Raw genomic sequence first — 24,855 nt, forward strand, 5'->3', positions numbered from 1 at the left:
CGCTGCCGAAAAACATCACCGGCCGCGGTTGCCGGCCGCCGCCGCGACCCTGTCCGGGACCAGGCGGCTGATGGCAACAAGCGCGGTGTACCGCCGGGACGGGATGGAAACGGCCCGGCCGCGGGCGGAGTCGGCCAGGCCCTCCCGCACCACCTGGTCCGGGTCCAGCCACAGCCACGTCGGGATGCGTCCCGTGTTGGCGCCCATGCGCTGGTGGAATTCCGTATGCACAAAGCCCGGGCAGACGGCTGTCACGTGGACGCCGCGGGGACCGTAGCGCAGGTTGGCGAAGCGGCTGAAGCTGATGCCCCACGCCTTGGCCGCCCCATAGGACCCGCGCGGGATGAACCCGGCGACGCTGGCCACGTTGATGATCCGGCCCCGCCGGCGCTCCAGCATGGGCCCGAGCGCTGCGTGCATCAGCTCCATCGGGGTGCGGACCAGCAGCCGCAGCTGGTCCGCCTCCTCCCGGGCGGTGCTTGCCTCGAACGAGGCCACCAGGCCAAAGCCGGCATTGTTCACCAGGACGTCAACGGGCCGCGCCGGGTCCGCCAGCCGGGCTCCCGTGGCAGCAACGCCGTCGTCCGTCAACAGGTCGGCGGTCAGGACCTCCACCTCCACGCCGAACTCCTGGCGCAGCCGGGCCGCCGTCGCCCCAAGCCGGGCTGCGTCCCTGGCCACCAGGACCAGGTTGTGCTGGGAGCGCGCCAGTTGCCGGGCGAATTCGGCCCCGAGGCCCGCGCTGGCTCCCGTAATGAGCGCGGTGGGGCGGCCCACCTACAGCTCCGCCGGAAGGTCCGTGTATTGGGCGTACAGCTCCGGGTGCTTCTCCACAAACCGCGCGACATACGGGCAGTGCGGGATGATTCGCTTGCCGGAGGCCACCACGTCATCGAGCGCGTAGCGCACCAGCACCTTGGCCAGGCCGCGGCCCTCGAAGCCGGCCTGCGTCTCCGTGTGGATGAGGTCCATGTGCCCGGGCAGGTCCCGGATGAGGATGATGACGGCCAATTCCGACCCGGCGTGCAGCTCGTACCGGTGCCGCCCATCGTTGCGGGTCATCGTCACATCGGCTTCAAATGCGTCGTCGCGCCCGACTGCTTCATCACTCATAAATTGAGCTTGGCACAATGCCCCTGCGCTGGCAACAGCGTCCTGCCAGGACGCGCCGCCCTGCCACAGGGCGGTGTATGGCGCCGCCGAAACGACACGGTTCCTGATGCCCTCCGTGACAAAGGCCTGGGCCGTCCGGGCCGCTTCCAGCGGCGTGGCGCCCTTGGCGGGAGCGACGGCGCCGCTGATCCCGTGGATCATGCGGGCAGCCGCCTTGGGGTCGATGGAGACAATGCAGGTCAGGTTCACGATGCCGAAGACGGCCAGCTCCTGGAACGCTTTCAGGTCTGCCTGCGCCCCGGCACCGCCGGTCGCTTCGGAGCCGGCAATGGTCAGGGCAAGGGCAGGCGCTGTGGTGGCCATGAAACCATCCGGCCATCCGGCCAGGGACCCGCGCGCCGGGGCACCCCTCCGGCGCCGGGAAAAAAGAACCGCAGGCCGGGGCCATGGAGATGCGGCACCTGCCTGCGGTTTTTGTTGGTGGGCCCTGCGGGGCTCGAACCCGCGACCCACGGATTAAAAGTCCGATGCTCTACCAACTGAGCTAAAGGCCCAACCTGTCGACTTCCCTTCCGCGAGAGGAAAAGTTGTCGGAATTTAGACTACCGCACGGCAGGGGCACGATGGCAATTTCGCCCCGGTTCCGGGGCCCCCAGCCGGCTTCCTCGACCCCGCCGCGCAGCTGGCGTAGTGTCGTCTCATGAACGAAGGACCAGGCACCCGAGCACCCCGACCGCACAAGCCGCTGCCCTTTGCACCGGCTGACTTTGAGCCGTTCGCGGGCGGAACCGACCCCGCCCGTGTGTCGGAGGCGGCGCACCTTGCCGCCCGCGCGCTGGTGCGCGGCGGCCGGGAGAGCAATGACCCTGCCATCACCAAGCGCCTCGTCAAGCTGGCGGACCGGCAGGGCCTGGAGGCCATCGCCGAGATGTGGGCCGCCAGCCCCGCCCGCTCCCTGCCCGGCGCCCTGTGGAGGCTCTACGCACTGCGCGCCGCCACCCTCCAGGACCCGGAAGGCATCAGCATCTTCTTCCGCGCGGGCCAGCACCGCGCGCAGGTCGCCAACGCGGTTGCCGGCGTCGCGGAACCGCCCGGAGCGGAGGAGATCACCACCATGGCGGACGCCATCCTGTCCGGCGCGTTCGACGGCGACTTTGACGTTGCGCTGGAACGCTCCGCCGCGTTCTGCAGGGTCGTGGCACTGGGGCAGGCCACCGTCGCCGTCGAACGCAAGGCCGCCCATCCTGAACATGCCCAGGTCCTCAACCAGAAGGCCCACCAGCTCGTGCGCACGGCCGAGGACCTCGAGGGCGCGGCCGCATCGTGGCGCAAGGGTGAACTCGACTAAGGTTGCGCGCCCCCTTTGTGGCTCCCGCCCCCTGTACACGCCCCTCCGGCTGCGCTGTCCACAGGGTCCGGTTGACAGCAGGGACCCAACGTAGAACACTGAAAGTGGTGTCGAACTGCGGAACCCCCGGGCTCCATTTTATTGCCGCTTCGAGCGGCCCTGTGCCGAGAGGCGCTCCCGGTTCGACACCACTTTTATGCCCGGATTTCCACCCAGACAAAGGTCCCTGTCGTGAAGCTGCGCTTCTTCCCCCGAGAGACTGCCGGGCTCGAAGGCCTCGCCCTCATGGCGGGCCAGGTTCTGGCGGGCACCCAGACCCTGGCCGAACTGTTGGGCGCGCGCCGCGCCGACTTCCCGGCCCTCGCCGAGACCATGCGCCAGCATGAGGGCGCCGCGACCGCCCATTTTTCCACCTTGCTGACCACCATGCGCACCAGCTTCATCAACCCGCTCCCGCGGGAGGACCTTTACGCCCTGGGCCGGCTGCTCCACGAAACCTGCGAGACCCTTACGGGCGCGGCCGAGCTCGTTGAGCTGTATACGCTGGAGCGCATTCCGGCCCGGGGCGGGGACCAGCTGGAAATCCTTTCCCGCCAGGCCGAGCTGACGGCTTCGGCGATGAAGTCGCTGAACGACCTCGATTCACTGGAGGACTACTGGCTGGAAGTCCTGCGCCTGGCCAAGCGGGCCGACCACACGCACCGCGTCCTGGTGGCGGAGCTGCTCGACAGCCACAGCCCCTCAGGTTTTGCGAAGTACCGCTCCGTCGCAGACCAGTTCGCCGCGGCCAGCACCAAAATGCGCGCCGTCGCCACCCAGGTGGGCAGCATCATCGTCAAGGAATCCTGACTTTGGTGCCGTTTTTGCTCGGCGCCGTCATCGTCATGGCGGCGGTTTTCGCGTTCCTCAACGGCTTTCGCGATGTCTCCTCCGCCGTCGCCCTTTCCGTGCGGACCCGCGCGCTCACGCCCACGCTCGCGGTGCTGCTGGCCGGACTCTTCAACTGCGTCGGCGCCCTCCTGAGCGTGTTCCTGGCGGTCGCTTTCGCGGATCGCCTGTTCACCGTGCCGCCGGGCGGAACCGGGCTGATCCTGCTGCTGGCCGGCCTGTTGGGGGCGTGCCTGTGGGGCGTCCACCAGTGGTGGCGGGGGTACCCGTCGTCGTCCACGCACGCGCTGATCAGCGGGCTGGTGGGCGCGTCGCTGGGTTCCGCCGTGCTGGGGCACCCGCCGCTGCAGGGCATCAACGCCTCCCTCCTGACACTGGTGGTGCTGCCCCTGCTTGTCTCGCCCGTGATCGCCTTTGCGCTGGGCTTTGCGGCCGTCTACCCCACGTCCTGGGCGTTTCGGAACACGGCGCCCGGGCAGGCGTTCCGGCGCACGCGCCAAATCCAGTCCGTGGCCGCGGCCGCCGTGGCGTTTGGGCACGGCCTCCAGGATGGCCAGCGCACGACGGCGGTTGTCCTGTTCGCGCTGCTGGCCGCCGGTGCGGGCACGGCAGGCAGCGTGCCGCTGTGGGTGCCGATCTTCACTGCCGCGGCGCTGACCGCGGGAACCCTGGCGGGCGGGTGGCGGATTTCCTACACCCTGGGCCACCGCCTGGTCCGCCTTGATCCGATGCGCGGCTTCGTGGCACAGCTCGTGGCGGCCGGGCTGCTGTTCGTGGGCGCCATCGGCCTGGCGCTGCCCCTGTCCACGACGCACACCGTCACCTCGGCCATCGCCGGGGCCGGTCGGAACCAGCGCTTCTCCGTCGCCAACGGGCGCGTCCTGGGCCGCATCGTGTGGATGTGGGTGGCCACTCCCATTGCCTGCGCATTCCTGGGTGCCTTGTTCTTCCTGGCCCTCTCGCCACTGGCCTGACGGGCCTCGAGATAACCACCCCAAATGCAGATAACGACGTGCCGGAGCGTTCCGGAGCGGTGGTTATCCCGAATTTCTACGAGGGGCGGCTACCCGAAGCGGCCGGAGACGTAATCCTCGGTGGACTTCTGCCCCGGGTTGTTGAAGATGGTGGCAGTCTCGGCAAACTCGATCAGCCTGCCGGGCTTGCCGGTGCCGGCGATGTTGAAGAACGCGGTCTTGTCGGAGACGCGGGCCGCCTGCTGCATGTTGTGCGTGACGATGACCACCGTGTATTCGTCCTTGAGCTCGTTGATGAGGTCCTCAATGGCGAGCGTGGAGATCGGGTCCAGCGCGGAGCACGGCTCGTCCATCAGGATCACGTCCGGGGAGACGGCGATTGCGCGGGCGATGCACAGGCGCTGCTGCTGCCCGCCGGAAAGCCCGGAACCGGGCTTTCCCAGGCGGTCCTTGACCTCGTTCCACAGGTTGGCGCTGCGCAGTGACGTCTCCACGAGCTCGTCGGCGTCGGACTTGGCCATGCGGCGGCTGTTCAGCTTCACGCCGGCCAGCACGTTGTCGCGGATGCTCATGGTGGGGAACGGGTTGGGGCGCTGGAACACCATGCCGATCTGGCTGCGGACGGTCACCGGGTCGACGCCGTCGGCGTACAGGTTGTCCCCGTCCAGCAGCACCTTGCCCTCGACGCGGGCGCCGGGGATGACCTCGTGCATGCGGTTCAGGGTCCGCAGGAACGTGGACTTGCCGCAGCCCGAGGGGCCGATGAAGGCGGTGACGGACTTGGCGTCCAGGGTCATGCTGACATCCTCCACGGCGAGGAAATCGCCGTAATAGACGTTCAGGTCGCTGACGTCGATGCGTTTGGACATGGTTGAAAATTCCGTTTCTTAGGTTCTAGCGGCCGGTCTTGGGAGCGAACAGACTCGCAACGAGGCGTGCCCCGAGGTTCAGGAGCATGACCAGCAGGATCAGCAGCAGGGCCGCGGCCCAGGCGCGCTGCGCGGACGGGTCCGGATTGGACGGCGACGTGGGCGTCATGATCTGCGTGTAGATGAACGTGGGCAGGGACGCCATCCAGCCGGCAAACACGTTGGAGTTGATCTGGGTGGCGAAGCCGGCCGTGACCAGCAGCGGGGCAGTCTCGCCGATGACCCGGGCAATGGCCAGCGTGACGCCGGAGGCGATGCCGGAGATCGCCGTCGGAATGACGACCTTGAGGATGGTGCGCCACTTCCGGACCCCGAGCGCGTAGGCGGCCTCGCGCAGTTCGTTGGGCACAATCTTGAGCATTTCCTCGCTGGAGCGCACCACCACGGGGATCATCAGCACCGAAAGCGCCACGGCGGCGACAAAGCCGGTCTTGGTCCCGGGCCCCATGACCAGGCCGAAGAAGGCGGCCGCGAAGAGGCCGGCCACGATCGAGGGGATGCCCGTCATGACGTCCACCAGGAAGGTGATGACCTTCGAGAACTTGTTGTCCGCGCTGTATTCCACCAGGTAGATGGACGTCAGCAGGCCCACCGGCACCGAGATCAGCGTGGCCCAGAGGGTGATCAGCACCGAACCGAGCATGGCGTGGTAGACACCGCCCAGCACGGGCGTGTGGTTGGTGACGGAGGCGTTGTCGACGGTGCCGGTGACGCCCTTCATGGACGTGCCGAGGAAGCCCGGGGCCAGCAGGCCGGGGATGCCGTTGACCAGCACGGTCCAGATGACGGACACCAGGGGCAGCAGGGCCACCAGAAAGGCCCCGGCCACCACCGAGGTGGCGAGCTTGTCCATGGCCTTGCGGCGGCCCTCCACGAGGGCCGAGCACGCCACGTTGCCCGCGGCGAACAGCACCGCGGAAAGGACGGCCCAGCCAAAGACGTTGAAGCCGATCAGCGACATGAGCGCCGCTGCCACCACAATGGCGGATCCGGCAACCACGTAGGGCGTGTACCGGGGCAGGCGGCCGCGGGTCAGTGCGGAGCGTTTCCGTTCGGTCATAAGCGCGGCCATCAGTTGGCTCCCGAGAATTCTTTGTGGCGGCTGATGATCCAACGGGCCACCATGTTCACCAGCAAGGTGATGAGGAACAGGACAAGGCCTGCGGCGATCAGTTCATTCAGACGCAGCCCAAACGCTTCGGGGAAGTCCAGGGCGATCTCCGCCGCGATGGTCTGGTTGCCGGAGCGGATCAGTGAGGCGATCAACGGCCCCGAGGAAAGCACCAGGGCCACGGCCATGGTTTCGCCCAGAGCGCGCCCCAGACCCAGCATGACGGCGCTGATGATGCCGCCGCGGGCAAAGGGAAGCACGGCCATGCGGATCATCTCCCACCGTGTGGCGCCCAGGGCCAGGGCGGCTTCCTGGTGCAGCATGGGGGCCTGCAGGAAGATTTCGCGGGTGAGGGAGGCAATGATGGGCAGGACCATGACCGCCAGCACAATGCCGGCCGTCAGGATCGTCTTGCCGGTGCCGGAGGCGGGTCCGCCGAAAATCGGGATCCAGCCCAGGTTGTCCGCCAGCCACTGGTACGGGGCCTTCAGCTGGGAGGCCAGGAAGGTGGCCCCCCAGGCGCCGTAGATGACGGAGGGAATGGCCGCCAGCAGGTCCACCACATATCCGAGCCCCCGCGCCATGCTGCGCGGCGCGTAGTGCGAGATGTACAACGCCACGGCAATGCCAATGGGTGTGGCGATGACCAGCGCGATGGCTGCTGCAATCAGCGTTCCGATGACGATGGGGAGGATGTAGGAGAAGAACCCCCTGCCTCCCGTGATGTCTGCGGGATTGGCACTGAACGTCGGCAGCGCCTGGATGACCAGGAACAAGGCGACGGCGAACAGCACGACGACGATCAACACGCCGGCACCGAGGGCCGCGCCGGAGAACACCTTGTCTCCGGCGCGGCCCGTGCCGGTCCGTCCTGACTTCATCCCGCGTGCGAGCTTGGTGGTGGACAATCCTGAACCTTTTTGAGTTGCGCCGCCGTTGCTTACTTGGCGACCGTGATGGAATCGATGGCAGCCTTGGCCTTGGCGGCGAGCGCAGCGGGGAGCGGGGCGCTCTTGGCGGCGGAAACCGCGGCCTGCTGGCCGGCGTCGCTCACTGCATAGTTGCCGAATGCCTTGACCAGGTCAACGGTCTTGGCGTCGGGGTAGCTGCCGCAGAACACTGCGTAGGAGACCAGCACGGCCGGGTAGGCGCCGGCAACCGTGGTGGTGCGGTCCAGTTTGAGCGCGAGGTCGTTGGCGGAGCGGCCGGCCACGGGCTTGGCCTGGTCGACTGCCTTCGCGGCGGCCTCGGCCGTCACGGGCACGTAGCTGTCGCCAACCTTCAGCTCAACCTTGCCCAACGCGTCGGTCACGGCGGAGTCGTCGGCGTAGGCGATGGCGCCGGAGGTTTGGGTCACGGTCTTGACGACGCCGGAGGTCCCCTTGGCATTCTCGCCGGGGAGGGAGGCGGGCCAGTCGCCGGACTCCTTGTCAGTCCACACCGTCTTGGCCGCCTGGGACAGGTAGTCCGTGAAGTTTTCGGTGGTGCCTGAGCTGTCCGAGCGGTGCACGGGCGTGATCGCCAGGTTCGGCAGCGCCACGGACGGGTTGGAGGCCTTGATGGCGGCGTCGTTCCAATTCTTGATGTCGCCGCGGAAGATCTTCGCGATGGTGTCGGCGTCGAGCTTGAGGTCCTTCACGCCGGGAACATTGAACGTCACGGCGATCGGCGAGACGTACCAGGGGACGTCGATGGCGCCGGCGGCACCGCACTTGGCCTTCGCACTGGCGAGCTCGGCATCCTTCATGTATGCGTCGGAGCCGGCGAACTGAACGGCGCCGGCGATGATTGCCTTGCGGCCCGCGCCGGATCCTTCAGGCGAGTACTGGACGGTGGCGCCGGAGTTGGCGGACTCGAAGCCGGTCTTCCAGGCATCCATGGCGGCCGATACTGCCGTGGAGCCCGTGCCGGTCAGGGTCCCGGTGACCGAAGCGCCGGCCGCGGCGGACGTGCCGCCGTTGCCGGGGGTCACGGCGTTGTCCGTGCCACAGGCAGTCAGGGCGAGTGCGCCGACGGTGAGAACTGCTGCCACGCGGCCAATGTGAAGTGCCTTCACGCGATTTACCTCTTCGATGGGTGTCTGGTCTTCCTTACCCCTTGAAGCTACGGGCGCCAAGTGACGCGACGGCCCAACCCAAGTGAACTAAAGGTTAACGCTGATGGGATTCTTGGCTTTTCACATGCGACGCCGGTCACTCCCACGGGTGCGGGGGTACAGTGCGCCGTGCCCACCCTGCCCGGGACGAGGCACAGCTCACGGCGAAACTAGTTGTTTTTCCACAACTAATTTTATATAGTTGATATAAATCAACCGTTCCCGACCTCTCCCTGGAGCCCTTTTGTCGCAAACAAGCAAAGCACCCAGGCCGCATCCGGCCCTGTCCGACTCCGGCATGACCCACCGCCAGGTGATCCAGTCCCTGACCGGACTCCTGATGGGCATGTTCGTCTCCATCCTCGCCGGCACCGTGGTCTCCACCTCGCTTCCCGTCATCCTCTCGGACCTGCACGGCGACCAGACGGCGTACACCTGGGTCGTCACGGCAACCCTGCTGGCCACCACCATTTCCACCCCGATCTGGGGCAAGCTCGCCGACCTCTCCAACCGCAAGATGCTGCTGCAGCTCTCGCTGCTGATCTTCGTTGCGGCGTCCGCCATTGCTGGCTTCTCGCAGGACACCTCGATGCTGATCACCATGCGTGTTTTCCAGGGACTGGGCGCCGGCGGCCTGACCGCCCTGAGCCAGATCGTCATGGCGGACATCATCTCCCCGCGTGAACGCGGCAAGTACATGGGCCTCTTCGGCGCCGTCATGGCCCTGGGCACCGTGGGCGGGCCGCTGATCGGCGGCTTCATCACCGACGCCATCAACTGGCGATGGAACTTCTTCGTTGCCCTGCCCTTCGCGGCCGTCGCCATCTTCCTCATACAAAAGACGCTCCACCTCCCGGAGCAGGCCAAGCGCAAGGTCTCCATCGACTACGCGGGCATCATCCTCCTCTCGGCGGGCGTGTCGCTCCTGCTCGTCTGGGTGTCCCTGGCCGGAAACCAGTTTGAGTGGGCCAGCACCACCACCGCGCTGATGGTGGCCGGCGCCGCCGCGGCCCTGCTTGCCTTCATCATCGTGGAGCTGAAAGCCTCCGAGCCGATCATCCCGCTGACCATGTTCAGGAACCGCACCTTCACCCTCTCCGTCATTGCCTCCATTTCCGTCGGCGTGTCCATGTTCGGCACCTCGGTCTTCCTGGCCCAGTACATGCAGCTGGCCCGCGGTGCCAACGCCACCCAGTCGGGGCTGATGACCATCCCCATGATGGCCGGGCTGCTGATCGTCTCCACCATTGCCGGCGCGCTCATCTCCAAGCACGGCAAGTGGAAGATGATCATGGTCACCGGCTCCCTGCTCCAGCTCGTGGGCCTCTACCTGCTGGGCACCATCCACTACGACACCGACTTCGTCCTGGTCTCCGTGTACATGTTCCTTCTCGGTGCCGGCCTGGGCATGGTCATGCAGAACCTGGTCCTGATCGTCCAGAACGCCGTCACCCCGGCCGAGATCGGCGTGGCGAGCTCCGGCATTGCCTTCTTCCGGTCCCTCGGCGGCACCATCGGCGTCTCCGTGCTCGGGGCGCTCATGGCCTCGAAGGTCGTTGACCTGCTCGGCGGCAAGGCAGCCGAACTGCAGGGCGCCATTGTGGCGCTGGGTGCCCAGGGCAGGGAAGTTGCCGCCGCCCTGGCCGCGGGCAGCATCCCCGCGGTCCACAGCCTGCCCGACCCGGTCCGGACCATCATTGAATCCAGCTACGGGGACTCCGTGGCCTTCGTCTTCATGGTGGCCGCACCGCTGAGCATCCTGACCATCCTGACCGTCATGTTCCTGCCGAACCTGGAATTGAGCACGCAGACCCGCGACCAGCGCGAGAAGAGCGACGCCGCCGCGACGGGCCTGCTGGACCTGGAACGCGCAGAGCAGGAACTCGCCGGCATCAGCGAAGCGCTGGTTGCCGTGGCGCCGGGCCTTGAAACCGGCAGGCAGTCCGTTGTGCGGGGCTAGCATGGAGTGCATGAGCGAGCCCCCTGCGCAGCCGGATCCGCCCCGGACGGCGACATCGAACGCCGTCGAACCTTCCCTGCGGGACGCTTCCCTTCAGGACGCCATCCGGGACGTTGAAAGGCAGTTCGGGATCATGACCGTCAAGGCCCGGAAAAGCATCCAGGACAGGGCGGCGGCCATCCACCCCGGGCTGCAGCCCATGGGTTTCAGGGTGCTCACCATTCTTGCCCAGTCCGGCCCCGTCCAGCAGGTGGCGCTGGCCCATGAAGTGGGTGTCGACAAGGCCGCGATGAGCAGGGCCGTCAAGCAGCTGGAGGCGCTGGGGCTCGTCGCCCGCACCGCCGATCCCGCGGACGGGCGGGCGCACCTGGTGGCCATGACGGGGCGCGCCGCCGAACGCTACAACGCGACCCAGTCGCACGCCCGGCGCGTCCTTCAGGACCGGCTCTCGACGTGGGACGCGGAGGAGGTCCGCCGTTTCGCGGACCTGCTGGACCGGCTGAACCACAGCACCGGCTGACGTCCCGGACACCCCTGCCGCTTAGACTGGTTCCCATGCCCGAGCTGGACCGGCCCGCCCAAACCCTCACCTTCCTCAGGAGGCGTGCCCGGCTCGGCCTGCGCCGCAGCGCAAATTCCGTCCTCCAGGCCCTGCTGATCACCGTCTGCGCGGTGGGCGCCTACTATTTCTCCTCACACGTCCTGGGCCACCAGGGGCCGCTCTTTGCCGCCACCAGCGCCATCATCGCGCTGGGATTCTCCCGCGATCCGCGCCTGCGCCGGGTGCTCGAGGTGGGGCTTGGGTGCACCATTGGAATCATCCTTGGCGACACGCTGCTGCACTGGCTGGGATCAGGCCTCTGGCAGGCGGCGCTGGTGGTCTTCCTGTCCATCCTGCTGGCAAGGTTCCTGGACTCGGGCGCCATTTTCACCACGCAGCTGGCCCTCCAGTCCCTGCTGGTGGTCCTGCTGCCCGTCCCCGCCGGAGGTCCGTTCACCCGCAGCATTGACGCAGTCGTGGGCGGGTGCTTTGCCCTGGCCGCCACGCTGCTGGTGCCGCGGGACCCGCGCCGGGCACCCAAGGACGATCTCAAGGTCATGCTGGGCGAGCTTTCGCTCGTGCTGCGCGAGTGCGCGTCGGCCCTGTCCTACAACGATTCCACCACGGCCTGGCACGCGCTGGTGCGCGCCCGCAGCCAGCAGCCCCGCATTGACGCCATGCGCCAGGGGCTGCACGGCGCCGTCGAAATTGCCCGCCTTTCCCCGCTGTACCGGCGCCACCTGGAAGAGGTGGAAGGAATGTCGCACCTCATGGAACGGCTCGACTACGCCATGCGCTCCAGCCGCGTGCTGGCCCGGAGGCTGGCCAGCGCCATCACCAATGCGGCCATTTCCGACGCCGGCAGCATCCAGTTGGCGGAGGTGCTCAGCGACTCGGCATCCGCCGTGGACGAGCTGGGAGCGGCACTGGCACACTCGCCGTCGAGCCCCAGGAAGGCCTCGCTGGCCCACGCCCGCGACACCCTGGCCGACATCGCCACCCGCCTGCACCCCGGCAGGCTGGACATCACGCGCATGGAAGGCGAGGCCCTGGTCCTGCTGTTCCGCACGCTCATGGTGGACCTGCTGGAGACAGCGAAAATGGACCCCGCCGACGCCCGCTCGCTGCTGCCCAAGCTCTAGTTGTCCACACCCGCCCCGGGCCGGCGCCGTGTGTCAGTGCCCGGCGCTAGGGTTGAACCATGGCAACAAAGACAAGCAAGGCGGCCAGGTCCACCGGGCAAAACTTCCGCTGCACCGAGTGCGGGTGGACGGCTGTCAAGTGGGTGGGACGCTGCGGCGAGTGCCAGGAGTGGGGCACGCTGGAGGAGGTCGGCACCGTGACCGTCCGCACGACGGCGGCCACCACCGTGGTGCGCCCCGCCCAGCTGATTTCGGACGTGGACGCGTCCCAGGCCGCCCACAACCTCACCGGCGTGCCTGAGCTGGACCGCGTCCTCGGCGGCGGCATGGTCCCCGGCGCCGTCATCCTGCTGGCCGGCGAGCCCGGGGTGGGCAAGTCCACGCTGCTCCTGGATGTGGCCGCGAAGTTTGCCCGCAACACCCACGGCCGGGAACCGCAAAAGGTGCTGTACCTGACCGGCGAGGAATCCGCCGCCCAGGTCAAGCTGCGAGCGGAACGTATTGGCGCCGTCGCCGACACCCTGTACCTGGGCGCCGAGACCGATCTGGGCACGGCGCTGGGGCAGGTGGAGGCCGTGCAGCCGGCGCTCTTGATTGTGGACTCCGTGCAGACCTTCAGCAGCGCCCTGGTGGACGGCAGCGCCGGCGGGGTGTCGCAGGTGCGCGAGGTGGCCGCGTCCCTCATTGCCGCGGCCAAGCGCCTGAACATGACCACTCTGCTGGTGGGGCACGTGACGAAGGACGGCTCCATCGCCGGACCGCGCCTGTTGGAGCACCTGGTGGACGTGGTCTGCCAGTTCGACGGCGAACGACACTCGCGCCTCCGCCTGCTCCGTGCCGTCAAGAACCGGTACGGGCAGACGGACGAGGTCGGCTGCTTTGACCTGACCGACGACGGCATCGAGGGACTGGCGGATCCCAGCGGGCTCTTTACCAGCCGCACCAGCCACCCCGTGTCCGGGACATGCATTTCGGTGACGATGGAAGGCCGGCGCCCCCTGCTGGCCGAGGTGCAGTCCCTGTTGACCGCTTCCATGGGGTCCCAGCCCCGCAGGACAGTCAGCGGACTCGATTCCGCCCGCGTCGGCATGCTGCTGGCTGTGCTGCAGCAGCGCGCCGGACTGAGGCTTGATGCCGACGACAGCTATGTGGCGACCGTGGGCGGCGCCCGCCTGACCGAACCTGCCATGGACCTGGCCGTGGCCCTCGCCATCGCCTCGGCCAAGATCAACCGGCCCGTGCACCACAAGATGGTGGCTTTTGGCGAAGTGGGCCTGGCCGGCGAAGTCCGCCCCGTGCCCGGCATCAACCAGCGCATCCAGGAAGCGTCCCGGCTGGGGTTCACTCACGCTCTGGTCCCCCTCAGCCCCGCCGGCCCGGGCACCATTCCGCCAAACTTCACGGTCAAGCAGATTGAGCACATTGCCGAAGCGACCGAACTGCTGCTGCACCTCTGATGGTTAACCGTGGCCGGGCCTGTCGGGAGCCGGGTTCGCACCGGGCTCAAAAGTGACTAGAAACTATATTCTATAAATCATTACATTTTGATTACTGAGGGTGTAGTCTTGATGCATGGGCACGTTAAACCGGCCCGGCAGCACCGGGGATCCCACCCCCGCCGGACCGTCTTTTATGGATCAGACTTTTTTGGATCAGACCGCCAGCCACAGGCCGGCGGGGCCCCGGCCTGTGGACCCGGACCGCGCGGTTTACGGCCCAGCTCCGTCGGATGGCGCGCTGCGCGGCCCCACACCTTCGGAAACTGCTCCCTCCGGCCCGGCTCATTCCAGTACGGCTCCTTCCGGCGGCGCTGCTCCTTCCGGCCCTGCTGGCAGCGCCCTTACCGGGGACGCCGTGCCGGCTGCCGGCCCCGGTTCCCCCAGAGCCGGCGACGTGAACGCCACGCCGGCCTGCGGCCCGCCTGCGGGCGGCCGGCCTGTCGTTGACGTGCCGTGCGGGGATGTTGTGTCCGATGCGTCGCTGACGGCGTTGCTGGCCTCGGACCCATACGCGGGCGAGCCCTTTTCCGCCACGGGCGCGGCCGAGTGCGCCCGGCAGCTCGCCGCCGCCTTGGCGGAGGACGGCCCGTCCGGCGCTCGCTGGCCCTCCGACGCGGACATCGCAAGGCTGATCGCCTCGATGCCGCCCGAAGAGCTTCCCTGGACCGCGCTCCCAGGACCCGCGGCTGCAGGCACGCCAGCCGGAAGCCCGGCCGGGACCCCGGCGGGCGTTGCCGTGGCGGGCGCCGCCGTGGCGGGCGCCGTGGCGGGGTTTCCGTTTCCGATGGCGGATCCGCCGTGGGCGGATCCGGGGCAGTGCGACCCGGCGGTGTCGCTGCTGCCGGGCCCGGCCGACCTGGGCCGGGTGCGGGCCGTTCGGGCCGCGGTCCCGGACCTGCCCGAGGCGCCCCGGCCGGGGAACCCGGCGGGCCTGGCCTGGTCCCCCGTGGCCGTCGCCGACGCCCTGGCACACCTGGACCCGCACCGGCTCGGGGAGAACGACCTGCTGGACTTCATCCACGCCGCGAACCGGCTCGCCGCGTTCGCCCGCGCAATGGAGGACGCCGCCCTGGCCGTGTTCTCCACCCGCCGGCCCCCGCTCGCCAGCGAAACCCCCGACGGGGCGAATCCGGAGGGCGGGAGCCAGGCGTCCCCGCGGCAGGAACTGGACGCGGCCGCCCACCGGTCCCGGTACGCCGGCGCGGAAATCATGGCCCTGCACGCAGTGGGCATCGGCACCGCCCGGCAGCTGCTCGAGAACGCCGAAACCCTCGCCCGCAACCTGCCCGCCACCACCAGCCTCTACCGCCAGGGCCTGCTGGACACGGCCCGGATCCGGGCCATCCTCGCCGGCGTGGACAACGTCCCCGCCGCCGTCCAGTCCCTGATCGAACCGCTGTTTCTGCCCGGGGCCGCGCGCGCCAACCCGCGAGCCCTCACCCGCCGCATCCGCCGCCTTGCCCAACTGCACAACCCCGAACCCCTCGCAGAGCGCCACGAACGCGCCCGGGCCGAACGCCGCGTCTGGTTCACCGCCCTGCCCGACGGCATGGCCCAACTCACCGCCGTCCTGGACGCCGCCCCCGCGAAATCCCTCTACGACTCCCTGGACGCCTGGGCCCGCCACGCCCAACGCGAAGGCTCCCGCGCCGGCGGGGCCCCCAGCACCGCCGCCACCCCCACTGGCCGGCCCTCCCGGTCCCTGAACAACTACCTCGCCGACACCTTCCTGGACCTCATCCACCAGGCATTCCTCCACCCCGTCGGACACAACCCAACCCCCGCCGGCAAGGACAACAACAACAGCGGCGGGCATCCGGTGCCGGAGACCTGGCGCACGGCCCGAATCCCCGTCACGATCAGCGTCACCGTCCCGGCCCTGACCCTGCTGGGCAGGTCCGGGGAACCCGGCCACCTCGAAGGCTACGGCCCCATCCCGCCAGACCAGGCCCGCGAACTCGCCGCCGGTTGCTACTGGTGGGAACGGCTCCTGACCGACCCGGCCACCCGGGCCCGGCTCACCGTGGGCCGGCAACGCTACCACCCGCCCGCGGATATCGCCGCCGAGGTGCGCCGCCGGGACCCCGTGTGCACCGGCATCGGCTGCGACCACCCCGCCGCGAGCTGCGACCTCGACCACACCATCCCGTTCCGGATGACCACCCACGGCCCCGACGGCACCCCCCTGCCCAAAGGCGATACCAGCGTCGAGAACCTCCGCCCCCGCGACCCTTACTGCCACCAGCTCAAGGACAACCCCGACACCGGCTGGACCGTCCAACCCCTCGGCCCCGGCCAAACCATAACCACCACGCCCACCGGCCGCATCTACATCCACACCCAGACCGAAGAACCCTGCCCGTTCTAGACCGCCGCTATTCCTGGCAGGACCGCCATTCCTGGCAGGACCGCCATTCCTGGCAGGACCGCCATTCCTGGCAGGACCGCCATTCCTGGCAGGACCGCCATGGCCAACGCCAGTTGGCCAACGCGGGGCCGCGAATTCCACACAAACCGTGCCGGACCCCGGTTCCCACTATTATGGGCAATGGAACCAGTGCGGAATCCCGCGCTTGAATAGAAGGATTCGTCAATGCTTCGCAGCCCCGAAGAGGCCCTGAAGGCCACTCTCGCCCGAGTTGCCCCGGGAACACCGCTGCGTGACGGGCTGGAACGAATTCTTCGCGGGCGCACCGGGGCCCTCATTGTTCTGGGTTCGGACAAGACCATTGACAGTCTTTGTTCCGGCGGATTTGAAATCGGAATTGACTTTGCCCCCACGCGCCTGCGGGAACTCGCCAAGATGGACGGCGCCATCATCTGCGACAAGGACGTCACCAAAATTCTGCGCGCCGCCGTCCAGCTGGTGCCGGACCCCCGCATTGAAACCCAGGAGTCGGGCACACGCCACCGCACCGCCGAGCGTGTCGCGATCCAAACCGGGGTCCCCGTGGTCTCCGTCAGCCAGTCGATGCAGATCATCGCACTTTACGTCGACGGTCTGCGCTACGTCTTGGAGGGTTCGGAAAAGGTGCTGGCCCGGGCCAACCAGGCCTTGGCGACGCTGGAACGCTACCGGGCACGCCTGGATCAGGTGACGAGTTCCCTCTCCGCCCTGGAGATCGAGGCCATGGTCACCGTGCGCGACGTTGCGGTGACACTTCAGCGCCATGAAATGGTGCGGCGCATTTCCGAGGAAATCTTCCAGTACGTGCTCGAACTCGGCGTCGACGGGCGCCTGCTCTCACTCCAGCTCGACGAGCTGACGGCAACGCGCGCTTCTGGCGCGGAGATGGTGATCCGGGACTACACCGACCCCAACACCACCAATGTAGGGGCCGCGGTCGCCGCGCTGCAGGAAGTCAACCAGGCGGACTTGATCAACCTCAACCTGATTGCCGGGGTCGTGGGACTGTCCACCCTCGATTCGCTCGAGTCCATCATCCAGCCGCGCGGCTACAGGCTGGTCTCCGAACTCAAGGCAGTGCCGCGCGCCGTGGCCGGCCGCCTCGTGGACCACTTCGGCGGTCTTCAGAACCTGATGGCCGCCACCATCGACGATCTCATGGCGGTTGACGGGATTGGCGAGCTGCGCGCCCGCACGGTGCGCGAGGGCCTGTCCCGCATTGCCGAGGCCAGCCTGCTGGACCGCTTCCTCTAGACGGTGCGGCCCGCGGGTTCCGGCACACATGCCTATTGGAGCTGGAACACGACCTTGCCGCTGGACCATTTGCCGAGGATGGCGACAAACACGTACGTTCCGGCGCCCGGGTCGGCCGTGACCTTGGCACAGCCGGCGGCGCTGCGGTTCCGCTTCCACGTGAAGTTGGCCGTTTCAGAAGCGCCCGGCTTCAAGTTCTTCACCAGGTTGGTGGAGTCGGCCTGGCAGTCCCTGGAATTAAAGACCAGGTCCTCGCCGCTGGTGACCTTGAACTGCATCTGGCTGGTTCCCACATTGATGTCGCACGGCACCTGCCCGGTGTTCGTGACCCGCAGCGAAAGCCGGGGGTCCTCGCCGGCGGCGTACGACGTCCTGTCCACGGAACCGCTGACCTTGATGCCCGCTTCATTGCAGACGCCCGACGGCGTGGCGGCGGGCGCGGGGGCCACGGTGGCCGGCGGGGAGTCCGCCGCGCCGGCACCGTTGGCGGCGGGCGAAGCGGCGCTGGAGGTGGGAGCGGCGGGCGGGGTCCCGGCGTCGGACGCGCCCAGGCTTCCCAGGAAGTTGGCCAGTGCAATGCCGCCCGTCACCAGACCGGCAAGGACAAGGAGCGCCAGGACGCCAACGACCTGCCGGCGCCGCCGGTACACCTTGGCGGACGCCCTGGGCCTCGGGGCAGGTCGCGCCGCATTGCCGCCCTGCCTGTTTTTCCCTGATGTAGCCACGCTTCAACCCTAGCGAAAGCCGGGCCGCCGCCATGCCAACCACGCCGCCTTCGCTACAGTTGAACTGCCCACACATGCTTGAAGGAGAAACGGTGCACCAGGAAGTGCGGCAATGGTTCCGCGAGACGGCCCGGGAACTGCCATGGCGTGGGGATTGCCCGCCGTGGGGAGTCCTGGTCAGCGAAATCATGCTGCAGCAGACCCCCGTGGTGCGCGTCCGGCCGATTTGGGAAGAGTGGATGGCGCGCTGGCCGTCGCCCGCCGCGTTGGCAGCCGCACCCCCGGCCGAGGTGCTGCGCGCCTGGGGCCGGCTGGGCTACCCGCGCCGTGCCCTGCGGCTGCACGCCGCGGCCGCGCAAATTGTGGAAAGGCACGACGGCGCCGTACCGGACACCTTTGACGAACTTTTGGCGCTGCCCGGCATCGGCACGTACACGGGCGCCGCCGTGGCAGCCTTTGCGTTTGGCCGGAGGGAAACCGTGGTGGACACCAACATCCGGCGCGTCCACGCCCGGCTGGTCATTGGCCAGGCCCTGCCGTCCCCGTCGCTGACGGCGGCCGAAATGGCCCTGGCCGCCGAGCTGCTGCCGGAGGATCCGGCCGAATCCGTGGAGTGGAACGCCGGCGTCATGGAGCTGGGCGCCCTGGTGTGCACGGCCCGCAGCCCCAAGTGCGGGCTCTGCCCGGTCGTGGAGCAATGTGCGTGGATAGCCGCCGGCCAGCCCGAACCGGCCTACGTCCCCAAGGGGCAGCCGTGGGCGGGGACGGACCGGCAGGTGCGCGGAGCCGTCATGGCCGTGCTGCGGGCGGCCGACTCCCCCGTCCAGGCAGAACTATTATGGAGTCCGGCCGTGGAACTGACGGCCGACGCCTCCCACACGGGCCACCCTGGCGAGGTCGCGGCGGCCCTGGACAGATTGCACGGCCTCAACACCCATGCCCCCCAGCTCCAGCGCGCCCTGTCAGGACTGGTCGGCGACGGCCTGGCGCAACTCTCCGAGGCCGGCTACCACCTCCCGCACTGACGGGCCGGGGCCCTCAGAGCTCGCCGAAGCCGTTTTCCACTTCGGCGCGGACCAGGTCCACGGCGCGCTGGGCGTCGGGCCCGGTGGCCGTGACATGCAGTTCGGTGCCCTGGCCGGCACCGAGGGCCATGAGGAGGAACACCGACTGTCCGTCCGCCCCGTTGATGTCGATGTCCACGTCCAGGGCGCCCAGGGCGCCGGCCAGCGCCGCCGCCGGCCTGGCGTGCAGCCCGATCGGGTTGATCAGTGTCAGGACCGCCGTCACGGCGCCGTCGGGCCTCACGGTGCTGCCCGTTCCCCCGGCCGCTGCTCCGGGCGCGGCGCCGGGAATGACTCCGGAGGCCCCCTGGCCGGCCGATGCCGGGCCCGGGCTGAGCGCCGCCTCCGCCGCCTTCTGCACCACGGCCAACGCAGCACCTGACTGCGCGGCCACGGCTGCCGCCACGGCACCCTCGACGAGGGGGGCGTCGGCGAGGACGATTTTTTCCGGGTTTCCCATGAACTCCAGGGCGGACTCCGCCGTCATGACAGCGGACCCCAGGTCCGTCAGCACCACCACGCCGTCGCCGCCGTCCGCCTGCCCCAGCGCGGACATGACCTTGTCAAGGGACGTTCCGATGCCGCCGTCGTCCGTGCCGCCGGCGGGGACCAGGACAACGTCGCGGGCCATCTGGGCCGCCAGCTCCACCACGCCGGCGGCCAGCTGGGCGCTGTGCGAGACAATCACCAGCCCAACGCTCATGCGCCCGTCCCGGACGCGCCGGCCGGCGCCGCGGCGGCCGCGGCGTCGGCCGCTGCACGCAGGATCAGCGCGGAGGATGCGGCGCCCGGGTCGCGGTGGCCCATGGACCGCTCGCCCAGGTAGCTGGCCCGGCCCTTGCGGGCAATGAGGGGGTCAGTTGCCACGGCCCCGGCCTCGGCCGCCTCCGCCGCGGCTGCGAGCACCGCTGCCGGGGCGGATCGGTCCGCCGCGGCAGCGGCGTCCACGGCCGGCGTCCACGCGTCGATCATGGTCTTGTCGCCGGATTCCGCCTTGCCGCGCGCCACCACCCCGTCCCGCGCCGCGGTCAACGCGGCAACCAGCAGGGCCGAGTCCAGCGCGGCCGCGTCCCCCACGGCGGTGCCGGCGCGCAGGAACGCCGTGCCGTACAGGGGCCCCGCGGCGCCACCCACCTTGGAGATGAGCGTCATCGCGGCCATCTTGAATGCTGCGCCCGGCGTGGGCGGGGCCTCCTCGTCAAGCTTGGCCAGGATGGCGGTGAAGCCGCGGTCCAGGTTCTCACCGTGGTCGCCGTCGCCGATGGCCCGGTCAAGTTCACTCAGCGCCACGCGGTGCTCCGCCACCACCGCCGCGCTGCGCCGCAGCCAGTCGATGGCCCAGGCCGCATCCACCGTCGTTCCGGTGCCGGTGGCCGTCACCTACATCCCCCACCGCAGTGCCGGCGTGTGGACGGGGGCGTCCCATAACGCCGTCATCTCATCGTCCAGGCGCAGCACCGAAATGGAGCAGCCCTGCATTTCCAGCGACGTGATGTAGTTGCCCACGAGGGAACGCTCCACCACCAGGTTGGCAGCTTCCAGCACCTTCACGGCGTGCCGGTACACAATGTACAGCTCGCTGGACGGGGTGCCGCCCATGCCGTTGACGAACAAAAGCACCTTGTCGCCCGATGCCGGCTTGAGGTCGGCCAGGATTGGTTCCAGCAGCCGGTCCGTGATGCCGTCGGCGTTCTCCATGGCGATCCGGTGCCGGCCGGGCTCGCCGTGGATGCCAATGCCAATCTCAATCTCGTCGTCGGCCAGCTCAAAGCTCGGCACCCCGGCGTGCGGCACGGTGCAGGCCGACAGGGCGACGCCCATGGTGCGCACATTGTCGTTGACGCGCCGGCCAATGGCGGCAACGGCGTCGAGTCCGTCACCGCGCTCCGCCGCCGCGCCGGCGATCTTCTCCACCAGCACCGTGCCGCCCACGCCGCGCCGCCCGGCCGTGTACAGCGAGTCCTCCACGGCGACGTCGTCGTTCACCAGGACCGTGCGCACCTCGATGCCGTCGGCCTGGGCCATCTCCGCGGCCGTCTCGAAGTTGAGGACGTCGCCCGTGTAGTTTTTCACTATGTGCACGACGCCGGCACCCGAGTTCGCCGCGGCGGTCGCGGGGATGATGGCCTCCGGGGTCGGCGAGGTGAAGACGGCGCCGGGGACAGCGGCGTCGAGCATGCCAAAGCCGACGTAGCCGGCGTGGAGGGGCTCGTGGCCGCTGCCGCCGCCGGAGAGCAGCCCCACCTTGCCGGACTTGGCGTCCTTGCGGGACACAAACAGGGGGTCGGGGTGGACCGTGACCAGGTCGGCATGCGCCAGGCCAAATCCCTCCACCGATTCCTCCACCACAGCCTTGGGATCATTGATGAGCTTCTTCATGACGGCACCCTCCGAGTAGAACAGTGAGCATAAACGGGTGGCGGCCGCCGAGCCGGGCGTGCCCCCCTGTCTTGAACACTACCCGGCCCGGTTGCCGCGTGGTAGGGGCAGCCGGGCCGTGGTCGCGGCGGCGCCCGGAAGCCGGCGGGCCGCGGCTCAGATCGTGCGGATCATCCGGGTGTTGCCCAGCGTGTTGGGCTTGACCCGCGCCAGGTCCAGGAACTCGGCGATGCCCTCATCCGCGGAGCGCAGCAGTTCCATGTACACGGCCGGGTCCACGGCGCCCTGGTCCGCCATGACCTCAAACTGGTGCCGGATGAAGAAGTCCACCTCAAAGGTCAGGCAGAACACGCGGTGGACGCCGACCCGGCGGGCGTGCTCCAGCAGGCGCTCCACGAGCGCATGCCCCACCCCGCGGCCCCGCCAGGCGTCGGCGGTGGCCAGGGTCCGGATCTCCGCCAGGTCTTCCCACATGACGTGAAGGGCCCCGCAGCCCACAATGACGCCGTCGACCTCGGCAACAATGAATTCCTGGATGGACTCGTAATAGGTGACCGTCTCCTTGGAGATCAGGATGCGTTCCTGCGCCAGCGGCGCCACCAGGTCCTTGATCGCGTGGACGTCCGAGGTCCGGGCCGGGCGGAGGGCAATGTCTAGGGCAGTGGTTTCGGCAGTCACCGCTTCAGTCTATGACGCCGCCCGTCCCGGCACCGCCGTCTTTCGCATGCACGGCTTCTTAAAGCACGACGCCGGTGCCCCGCCCCCCGGAGGGCGGGGCACCGGCGTCGTGCCTCAACCTGGCCGAGGACTACGCGGAGGCGGTGATGGCGTCCGGGATCTTCGGCTTGGCCGTGCCCACGAAGGTGAACTTTGCCTCGTCGCCCTCGCCTTCCACGTCCACCGCGACGATGTCGCCGGACTTGATCTCGCCGAAGAGGATCTTCTCCGAGAGGTGGTCCTCGATCTCCCGCTGGATGGTGCGGCGCAGCGGCCTGGCGCCCATGGCGGGGTCGTAGCCGCGGGTGGCCAGCAGGACCTTGGCGGCGGGCGTCAGCTCGATGCCCATGCCCTTGTCCGCCAGGCGCCCCTCGAGGCGTGCCACCATGAGGTCGACGATCTCGATGATCTCGTCCTGGGTCAGCTGCGGGAACACCACCACGTCGTCAACGCGGTTGAGGAACTCCGGGCGGAAGTGCTGCTTGAGCTCTTCCGTGACCCGGGCGCGCATCCGGTTGTAGCCGGTCTGGGTGTCCGAACCCGACTGGAAGCCGGTGGCCACGGACTTGGAGATGTCACGCGTGCCGAGGTTGGTGGTCATGATGATGATGGTGTTCTTGAAGTCCACCACCCGGCCCTGGCTGTCCGTCAGGCGGCCGTCCTCGAGGATCTGCAGCAGCGAGTTGAAGAGGTCCGCGTGGGCCTTCTCCACCTCGTCGAACAGGACCACGGAGAACGGGCGGCGGCGCACCTTTTCGGTCAGCTGGCCGCCTTCCTCATAGCCCACGTAGCCGGGAGGGGCACCAAACAGGCGGGACACCGTGTGCTTCTCCGAGTACTCGGACATGTCCAGCGTGATCAGGGCGTCTTCGTCGCCAAACAGGAACTCGGCAAGGGCCTTGGCCAGCTCGGTCTTGCCGACGCCCGTGGGGCCGGCGAAGATGAACGAGCCGCCCGGGCGCTTCGGGTCCTTCAGGCCGGACCGCGTGCGGCGGATGGCCTGGGAGATCGACTTGATGGCCTCGTCCTGGCCGATCACGCGCTTGTGGATCTCGTCTTCCATCTTCAGCAGGCGTGTGGACTCGGCCTCGGTCAGCTTGAATACGGGGATGCCGGTGGAGTTGGCAAGCACCTCGGCGATGAGCTCCTCATCGACCTCGGAAATGTCATCCAGGCCGCCGGACTTCCACTGGCGCTCCTTCTCGGCGCGGGCGGAGATCAGCTTCTGCTCGTCGTCGCGCAACGCCGCGGCACCCTCGAAGTCCTGGGCGTCGATGGCGTCTTCCTTGCGCTTCTTCACGGCCGCAATCTCCACGTCCATGGCCTTCAGCTCCGGCGGGGCCGTCATCCGGCGGATGCGCAGGCGGGCGCCGGCCTCGTCGATCAGGTCGATGGCCTTGTCCGGCAGGAAGCGGTCACTGATGTACCGGTCCGCCAGGGTGGCCGCGGCCGTGAGGGCGTCGTCGGTGATGGAGACGCGGTGGTGCGCCTCGTAGCGGTCCCGCAGGCCCTTGAGGATTTCAATGGTCAGCGGCACGGACGGTTCCTGCACCTGGATGGGCTGGAAGCGCCGCTCAAGCGCGGCGTCCTTCTCAATGTGCTTGCGGTACTCGTCCAGCGTGGTGGCGCCAATGGTCTGCAGCTCGCCGCGGGCCAGCATGGGCTTGAGGATGGAGGCCGCGTCAATGGCGCCCTCCGCCGCGCCGGCGCCGACCAGCGTGTGGATCTCGTCGATGAACAGGATGATGTCGCCGCGCGTGCGGATTTCCTTCAGGACCTTCTTCAGGCGTTCCTCGAAGTCGCCGCGGTAGCGGGAGCCGGCCACCAGCGAACCCAGGTCAAGCGTGTACAGCTGCTTGTCCTTGATGGTCTCCGGCACGTCGCCGCGCACAATGGCCTGGGCCAGGCCCTCGACGACGGCCGTCTTGCCGACGCCGGGCTCGCCAATGAGGACCGGGTTGTTCTTGGTGCGCCGGGAGAGGACCTGCATGACGCGTTCCATCTCGTGCTCGCGCCCAATGACGGGGTCGAGCTTGTTTTCGCGCGCCGCCTGGGTCAGGTTCCGGCCAAACTGGTCCAGCACCACCGATCCTGCCGGGGTGCCTTCCTGCTGCTGGCCGCCGCTGGCGACAGGCTCCTTGCCCTGGTAGCCGGAGAGCAGCTGGATGACCTGCTGGCGTACGCGGCCGAGGTCTGCGCCGAGCTTGACCAGCACCTGGGCGGCCACGCCTTCGCCTTCACGGATCAGGCCGAGCAGGATGTGCTCGGTGCCGATGTAGTTGTGGCCCAGCTGCAGGGCTTCACGCAGCGAGAGCTCCAGCACCTTCTTGGCGCGCGGAGTGAACGGGATGTGCCCGCTGGGGGCTTGCTGCCCCTGCCCGATGATTTCCTGAACCTGCTCCCGGACGCCGTCCAGGGAAATGTTCAAGGACTCCAGGGCCTTGGCGGCAACACCCTCACCCTCGTGGATGAGGCCGAGCAGGATGTGCTCCGTGCCGATGTAATTGTGGTTGAGCATGCGGGCCTCTTCTTGGGCCAGCACGACAACGCGTCGGGCTCGATCAGTAAATCGCTCAAACATTTCGCCACACTCCTAGCTACTGCGTACCTTGATGCTACGCAGTGCCGGCCGGCCGTGGGGGCTTGTTCGCCACAGGGGAAATAAGAAGGCTCGGCGCCGCCCGCCAATGGGGCGCGATTAAAGTGCGG

22 protein-coding genes and 1 tRNA gene are annotated in these 24,855 nt (G+C 68.6%); 10 read left to right on the forward strand and 13 right to left on the reverse strand.

Annotated elements, in window-relative coordinates; translation table 11 throughout:
- Window positions 1-15: 15 nt before the first annotated feature.
- The 3 genes from G6034_RS08685 to G6034_RS08700 form a co-directional block, all read right to left on the reverse strand.
- Window positions 16-777 (reverse strand): SDR family NAD(P)-dependent oxidoreductase, encoded by a 762-nt coding sequence (locus tag G6034_RS08685; protein ID WP_176634718.1) that lies wholly within the window; start codon window positions 775-777, stop codon window positions 16-18.
- Window positions 778-1,476 carry a GNAT family N-acetyltransferase gene (locus G6034_RS20450; protein WP_425485488.1) on the reverse strand — a complete coding sequence of 233 codons (699 nt, stop codon included), beginning with the start codon at window positions 1,474-1,476 and terminating at the stop codon, window positions 778-780.
- A gap of 115 nt (window positions 1,477-1,591) precedes the next feature.
- Window positions 1,592-1,667 (reverse strand) — tRNA-Lys (locus G6034_RS08700).
- Window positions 1,668-1,813: 146 nt separating this feature from the next.
- Between G6034_RS08700 and G6034_RS08705 the strand changes: the two genes are divergently transcribed.
- The 3 genes from G6034_RS08705 (at window position 1,814) to G6034_RS08715 (ending at window position 4,323) form a co-directional block, all read left to right on the forward strand.
- The gene (locus G6034_RS08705) at window positions 1,814-2,461 is read left to right on the forward strand and encodes a hypothetical protein (protein ID WP_176634719.1); all 648 of its coding nucleotides are present in this window, start codon (window positions 1,814-1,816) and stop codon (window positions 2,459-2,461) included.
- Between the two features lie 231 nt (window positions 2,462-2,692).
- Window positions 2,693-3,310: a nuclease PIN gene (locus G6034_RS08710; protein ID WP_176634720.1), complete on the forward strand. Its 618-nt coding sequence runs from the start codon at window positions 2,693-2,695 to the stop codon at window positions 3,308-3,310.
- 5 nt (window positions 3,311-3,315) lie between these two features.
- Window positions 3,316-4,323: an inorganic phosphate transporter gene (locus G6034_RS08715; RefSeq protein ID WP_425485489.1), complete on the forward strand. Its 1,008-nt coding sequence runs from the start codon at window positions 3,316-3,318 to the stop codon at window positions 4,321-4,323.
- 89 nt (window positions 4,324-4,412) lie between these two features.
- Here the strand turns inward: G6034_RS08715 and pstB are convergent, their stop codons facing one another.
- The 4 genes from pstB to pstS are packed head-to-tail and all read right to left on the reverse strand — an operon-like array spanning window position 4,413 to window position 8,419.
- Window positions 4,413-5,192: a phosphate ABC transporter ATP-binding protein PstB gene (gene pstB / locus G6034_RS08720; RefSeq protein WP_176634721.1), complete on the reverse strand. Its 780-nt coding sequence runs from the start codon at window positions 5,190-5,192 to the stop codon at window positions 4,413-4,415.
- A 25-nt stretch (window positions 5,193-5,217) separates the two neighbouring features.
- On the reverse strand, window positions 5,218-6,312 hold the full coding sequence (gene pstA / locus G6034_RS08725; protein WP_425485490.1) for a phosphate ABC transporter permease PstA: 1,095 nt from the start codon (window positions 6,310-6,312) through the stop codon (window positions 5,218-5,220).
- 11 nt (window positions 6,313-6,323) lie between these two features.
- Complete coding sequence (gene pstC / locus G6034_RS08730) at window positions 6,324-7,244, reverse strand: phosphate ABC transporter permease subunit PstC (RefSeq protein ID WP_176634784.1); 921 nt, start codon at window positions 7,242-7,244, stop codon at window positions 6,324-6,326.
- Between the two features lie 59 nt (window positions 7,245-7,303).
- Window positions 7,304-8,419: a phosphate ABC transporter substrate-binding protein PstS gene (gene pstS, locus G6034_RS08735; protein ID WP_176634723.1), complete on the reverse strand. Its 1,116-nt coding sequence runs from the start codon at window positions 8,417-8,419 to the stop codon at window positions 7,304-7,306.
- A gap of 337 nt (window positions 8,420-8,756) precedes the next feature.
- On the opposite strand from pstS, the gene G6034_RS08740 reads away from it, so the two are divergent.
- From G6034_RS08740 to disA, 6 genes are all read left to right on the forward strand, one after another.
- Complete coding sequence (locus G6034_RS08740) at window positions 8,757-10,418, forward strand: MDR family MFS transporter (protein WP_176634785.1); 1,662 nt, start codon at window positions 8,757-8,759, stop codon at window positions 10,416-10,418.
- 10 nt (window positions 10,419-10,428) lie between these two features.
- Window positions 10,429-10,938 (forward strand): MarR family winged helix-turn-helix transcriptional regulator, encoded by a 510-nt coding sequence (locus G6034_RS08745; protein WP_176634724.1) that lies wholly within the window; start codon window positions 10,429-10,431, stop codon window positions 10,936-10,938.
- Window positions 10,939-10,973: 35 nt separating this feature from the next.
- Window positions 10,974-12,101: an FUSC family protein gene (locus G6034_RS08750; protein WP_176634725.1), complete on the forward strand. Its 1,128-nt coding sequence runs from the start codon at window positions 10,974-10,976 to the stop codon at window positions 12,099-12,101.
- 59 nt (window positions 12,102-12,160) lie between these two features.
- Window positions 12,161-13,558, forward strand: a complete 1,398-nt coding sequence (gene radA, locus G6034_RS08755; RefSeq protein WP_176634726.1) for a DNA repair protein RadA — start codon at window positions 12,161-12,163, stop codon at window positions 13,556-13,558.
- 436 nt (window positions 13,559-13,994) lie between these two features.
- A complete protein-coding gene (locus G6034_RS20290) occupies window positions 13,995-15,968 on the forward strand; it encodes a DUF222 domain-containing protein (protein ID WP_218063740.1) in 1,974 nt (657 codons plus the stop codon).
- Window positions 15,969-16,193: 225 nt separating this feature from the next.
- Window positions 16,194-17,261, forward strand: coding sequence for a DNA integrity scanning diadenylate cyclase DisA (gene disA / locus G6034_RS08765; RefSeq protein WP_176634728.1), 1,068 nt, complete (start codon window positions 16,194-16,196; stop codon window positions 17,259-17,261).
- A gap of 32 nt (window positions 17,262-17,293) precedes the next feature.
- Here disA and G6034_RS08770 read toward each other — a convergent pair whose 3' ends face one another.
- A complete protein-coding gene (locus tag G6034_RS08770; protein ID WP_176634729.1) occupies window positions 17,294-17,986 on the reverse strand; it encodes a hypothetical protein in 693 nt (230 codons plus the stop codon).
- A gap of 74 nt (window positions 17,987-18,060) precedes the next feature.
- Between G6034_RS08770 and G6034_RS08775 the strand changes: the two genes are divergently transcribed.
- Window positions 18,061-19,011 (forward strand): HhH-GPD family protein, encoded by a 951-nt coding sequence (locus tag G6034_RS08775; protein ID WP_176634730.1) that lies wholly within the window; start codon window positions 18,061-18,063, stop codon window positions 19,009-19,011.
- Window positions 19,012-19,024: 13 nt separating this feature from the next.
- On the opposite strand, the gene dhaM is transcribed toward G6034_RS08775, so the two are convergent.
- The 5 genes from dhaM to G6034_RS08800 form a co-directional block, all read right to left on the reverse strand.
- Window positions 19,025-19,753 carry a dihydroxyacetone kinase phosphoryl donor subunit DhaM gene (gene dhaM, locus G6034_RS08780; protein ID WP_176634731.1) on the reverse strand — a complete coding sequence of 243 codons (729 nt, stop codon included), beginning with the start codon at window positions 19,751-19,753 and terminating at the stop codon, window positions 19,025-19,027.
- Window positions 19,750-20,430: a dihydroxyacetone kinase subunit DhaL gene (gene dhaL / locus G6034_RS08785; protein WP_343037995.1), complete on the reverse strand. Its 681-nt coding sequence runs from the start codon at window positions 20,428-20,430 to the stop codon at window positions 19,750-19,752. The genes dhaM and dhaL overlap by 4 nt, the downstream gene beginning before the upstream one ends.
- Window positions 20,431-21,429, reverse strand: coding sequence for a dihydroxyacetone kinase subunit DhaK (gene dhaK, locus G6034_RS08790; RefSeq protein WP_176634732.1), 999 nt, complete (start codon window positions 21,427-21,429; stop codon window positions 20,431-20,433).
- Window positions 21,430-21,585: 156 nt separating this feature from the next.
- Window positions 21,586-22,107 carry an amino-acid N-acetyltransferase gene (locus tag G6034_RS08795; RefSeq protein ID WP_343037996.1) on the reverse strand — a complete coding sequence of 174 codons (522 nt, stop codon included), beginning with the start codon at window positions 22,105-22,107 and terminating at the stop codon, window positions 21,586-21,588.
- Between the two features lie 130 nt (window positions 22,108-22,237).
- Window positions 22,238-24,727 (reverse strand): ATP-dependent Clp protease ATP-binding subunit, encoded by a 2,490-nt coding sequence (locus G6034_RS08800; RefSeq protein ID WP_176634733.1) that lies wholly within the window; start codon window positions 24,725-24,727, stop codon window positions 22,238-22,240.
- Between the last annotated feature and the right edge of the window lie 128 nt (window positions 24,728-24,855).

The organism is Arthrobacter wenxiniae (assembly GCF_013376105.1).
Taxonomy (GTDB): Bacteria; Actinomycetota; Actinomycetes; order Actinomycetales; family Micrococcaceae; genus Specibacter; species Specibacter wenxiniae.

Bases quoted from the DNA above. Each gene is read 5' to 3' on its own strand.
- G6034_RS08705 (WP_176634719.1), top strand. From the start codon at position 1,814: ATGAACGAAGGACCAGGCACCCGAGCACCCCGACCGCACAAGCCGCTG.
- G6034_RS08800 (WP_176634733.1), bottom strand. From the start codon at position 24,727: ATGTTTGAGCGATTTACTGATCGAGCCCGACGCGTTGTCGTGCTGGCC.
- G6034_RS08745 (WP_176634724.1), top strand. From the start codon at position 10,429: ATGAGCGAGCCCCCTGCGCAGCCGGATCCGCCCCGGACGGCGACATCG.
- radA (WP_176634726.1), top strand. From the start codon at position 12,161: ATGGCAACAAAGACAAGCAAGGCGGCCAGGTCCACCGGGCAAAACTTC.
- pstA (WP_425485490.1), bottom strand. From the start codon at position 6,312: ATGACCGAACGGAAACGCTCCGCACTGACCCGCGGCCGCCTGCCCCGG.
- G6034_RS08750 (WP_176634725.1), top strand. From the start codon at position 10,974: ATGCCCGAGCTGGACCGGCCCGCCCAAACCCTCACCTTCCTCAGGAGG.
- pstB (WP_176634721.1), bottom strand. From the start codon at position 5,192: ATGTCCAAACGCATCGACGTCAGCGACCTGAACGTCTATTACGGCGAT.
- dhaK (WP_176634732.1), bottom strand. From the start codon at position 21,429: ATGAAGAAGCTCATCAATGATCCCAAGGCTGTGGTGGAGGAATCGGTG.
- disA (WP_176634728.1), top strand. From the start codon at position 16,194: ATGCTTCGCAGCCCCGAAGAGGCCCTGAAGGCCACTCTCGCCCGAGTT.
- G6034_RS08740 (WP_176634785.1), top strand. From the start codon at position 8,757: ATGACCCACCGCCAGGTGATCCAGTCCCTGACCGGACTCCTGATGGGC.
- dhaM (WP_176634731.1), bottom strand. From the start codon at position 19,753: ATGAGCGTTGGGCTGGTGATTGTCTCGCACAGCGCCCAGCTGGCCGCC.
- G6034_RS20450 (WP_425485488.1), bottom strand. From the start codon at position 1,476: ATGGCCACCACAGCGCCTGCCCTTGCCCTGACCATTGCCGGCTCCGAA.
- pstC (WP_176634784.1), bottom strand. From the start codon at position 7,244: ATGAAGTCAGGACGGACCGGCACGGGCCGCGCCGGAGACAAGGTGTTC.
- G6034_RS08775 (WP_176634730.1), top strand. From the start codon at position 18,061: ATGCTTGAAGGAGAAACGGTGCACCAGGAAGTGCGGCAATGGTTCCGC.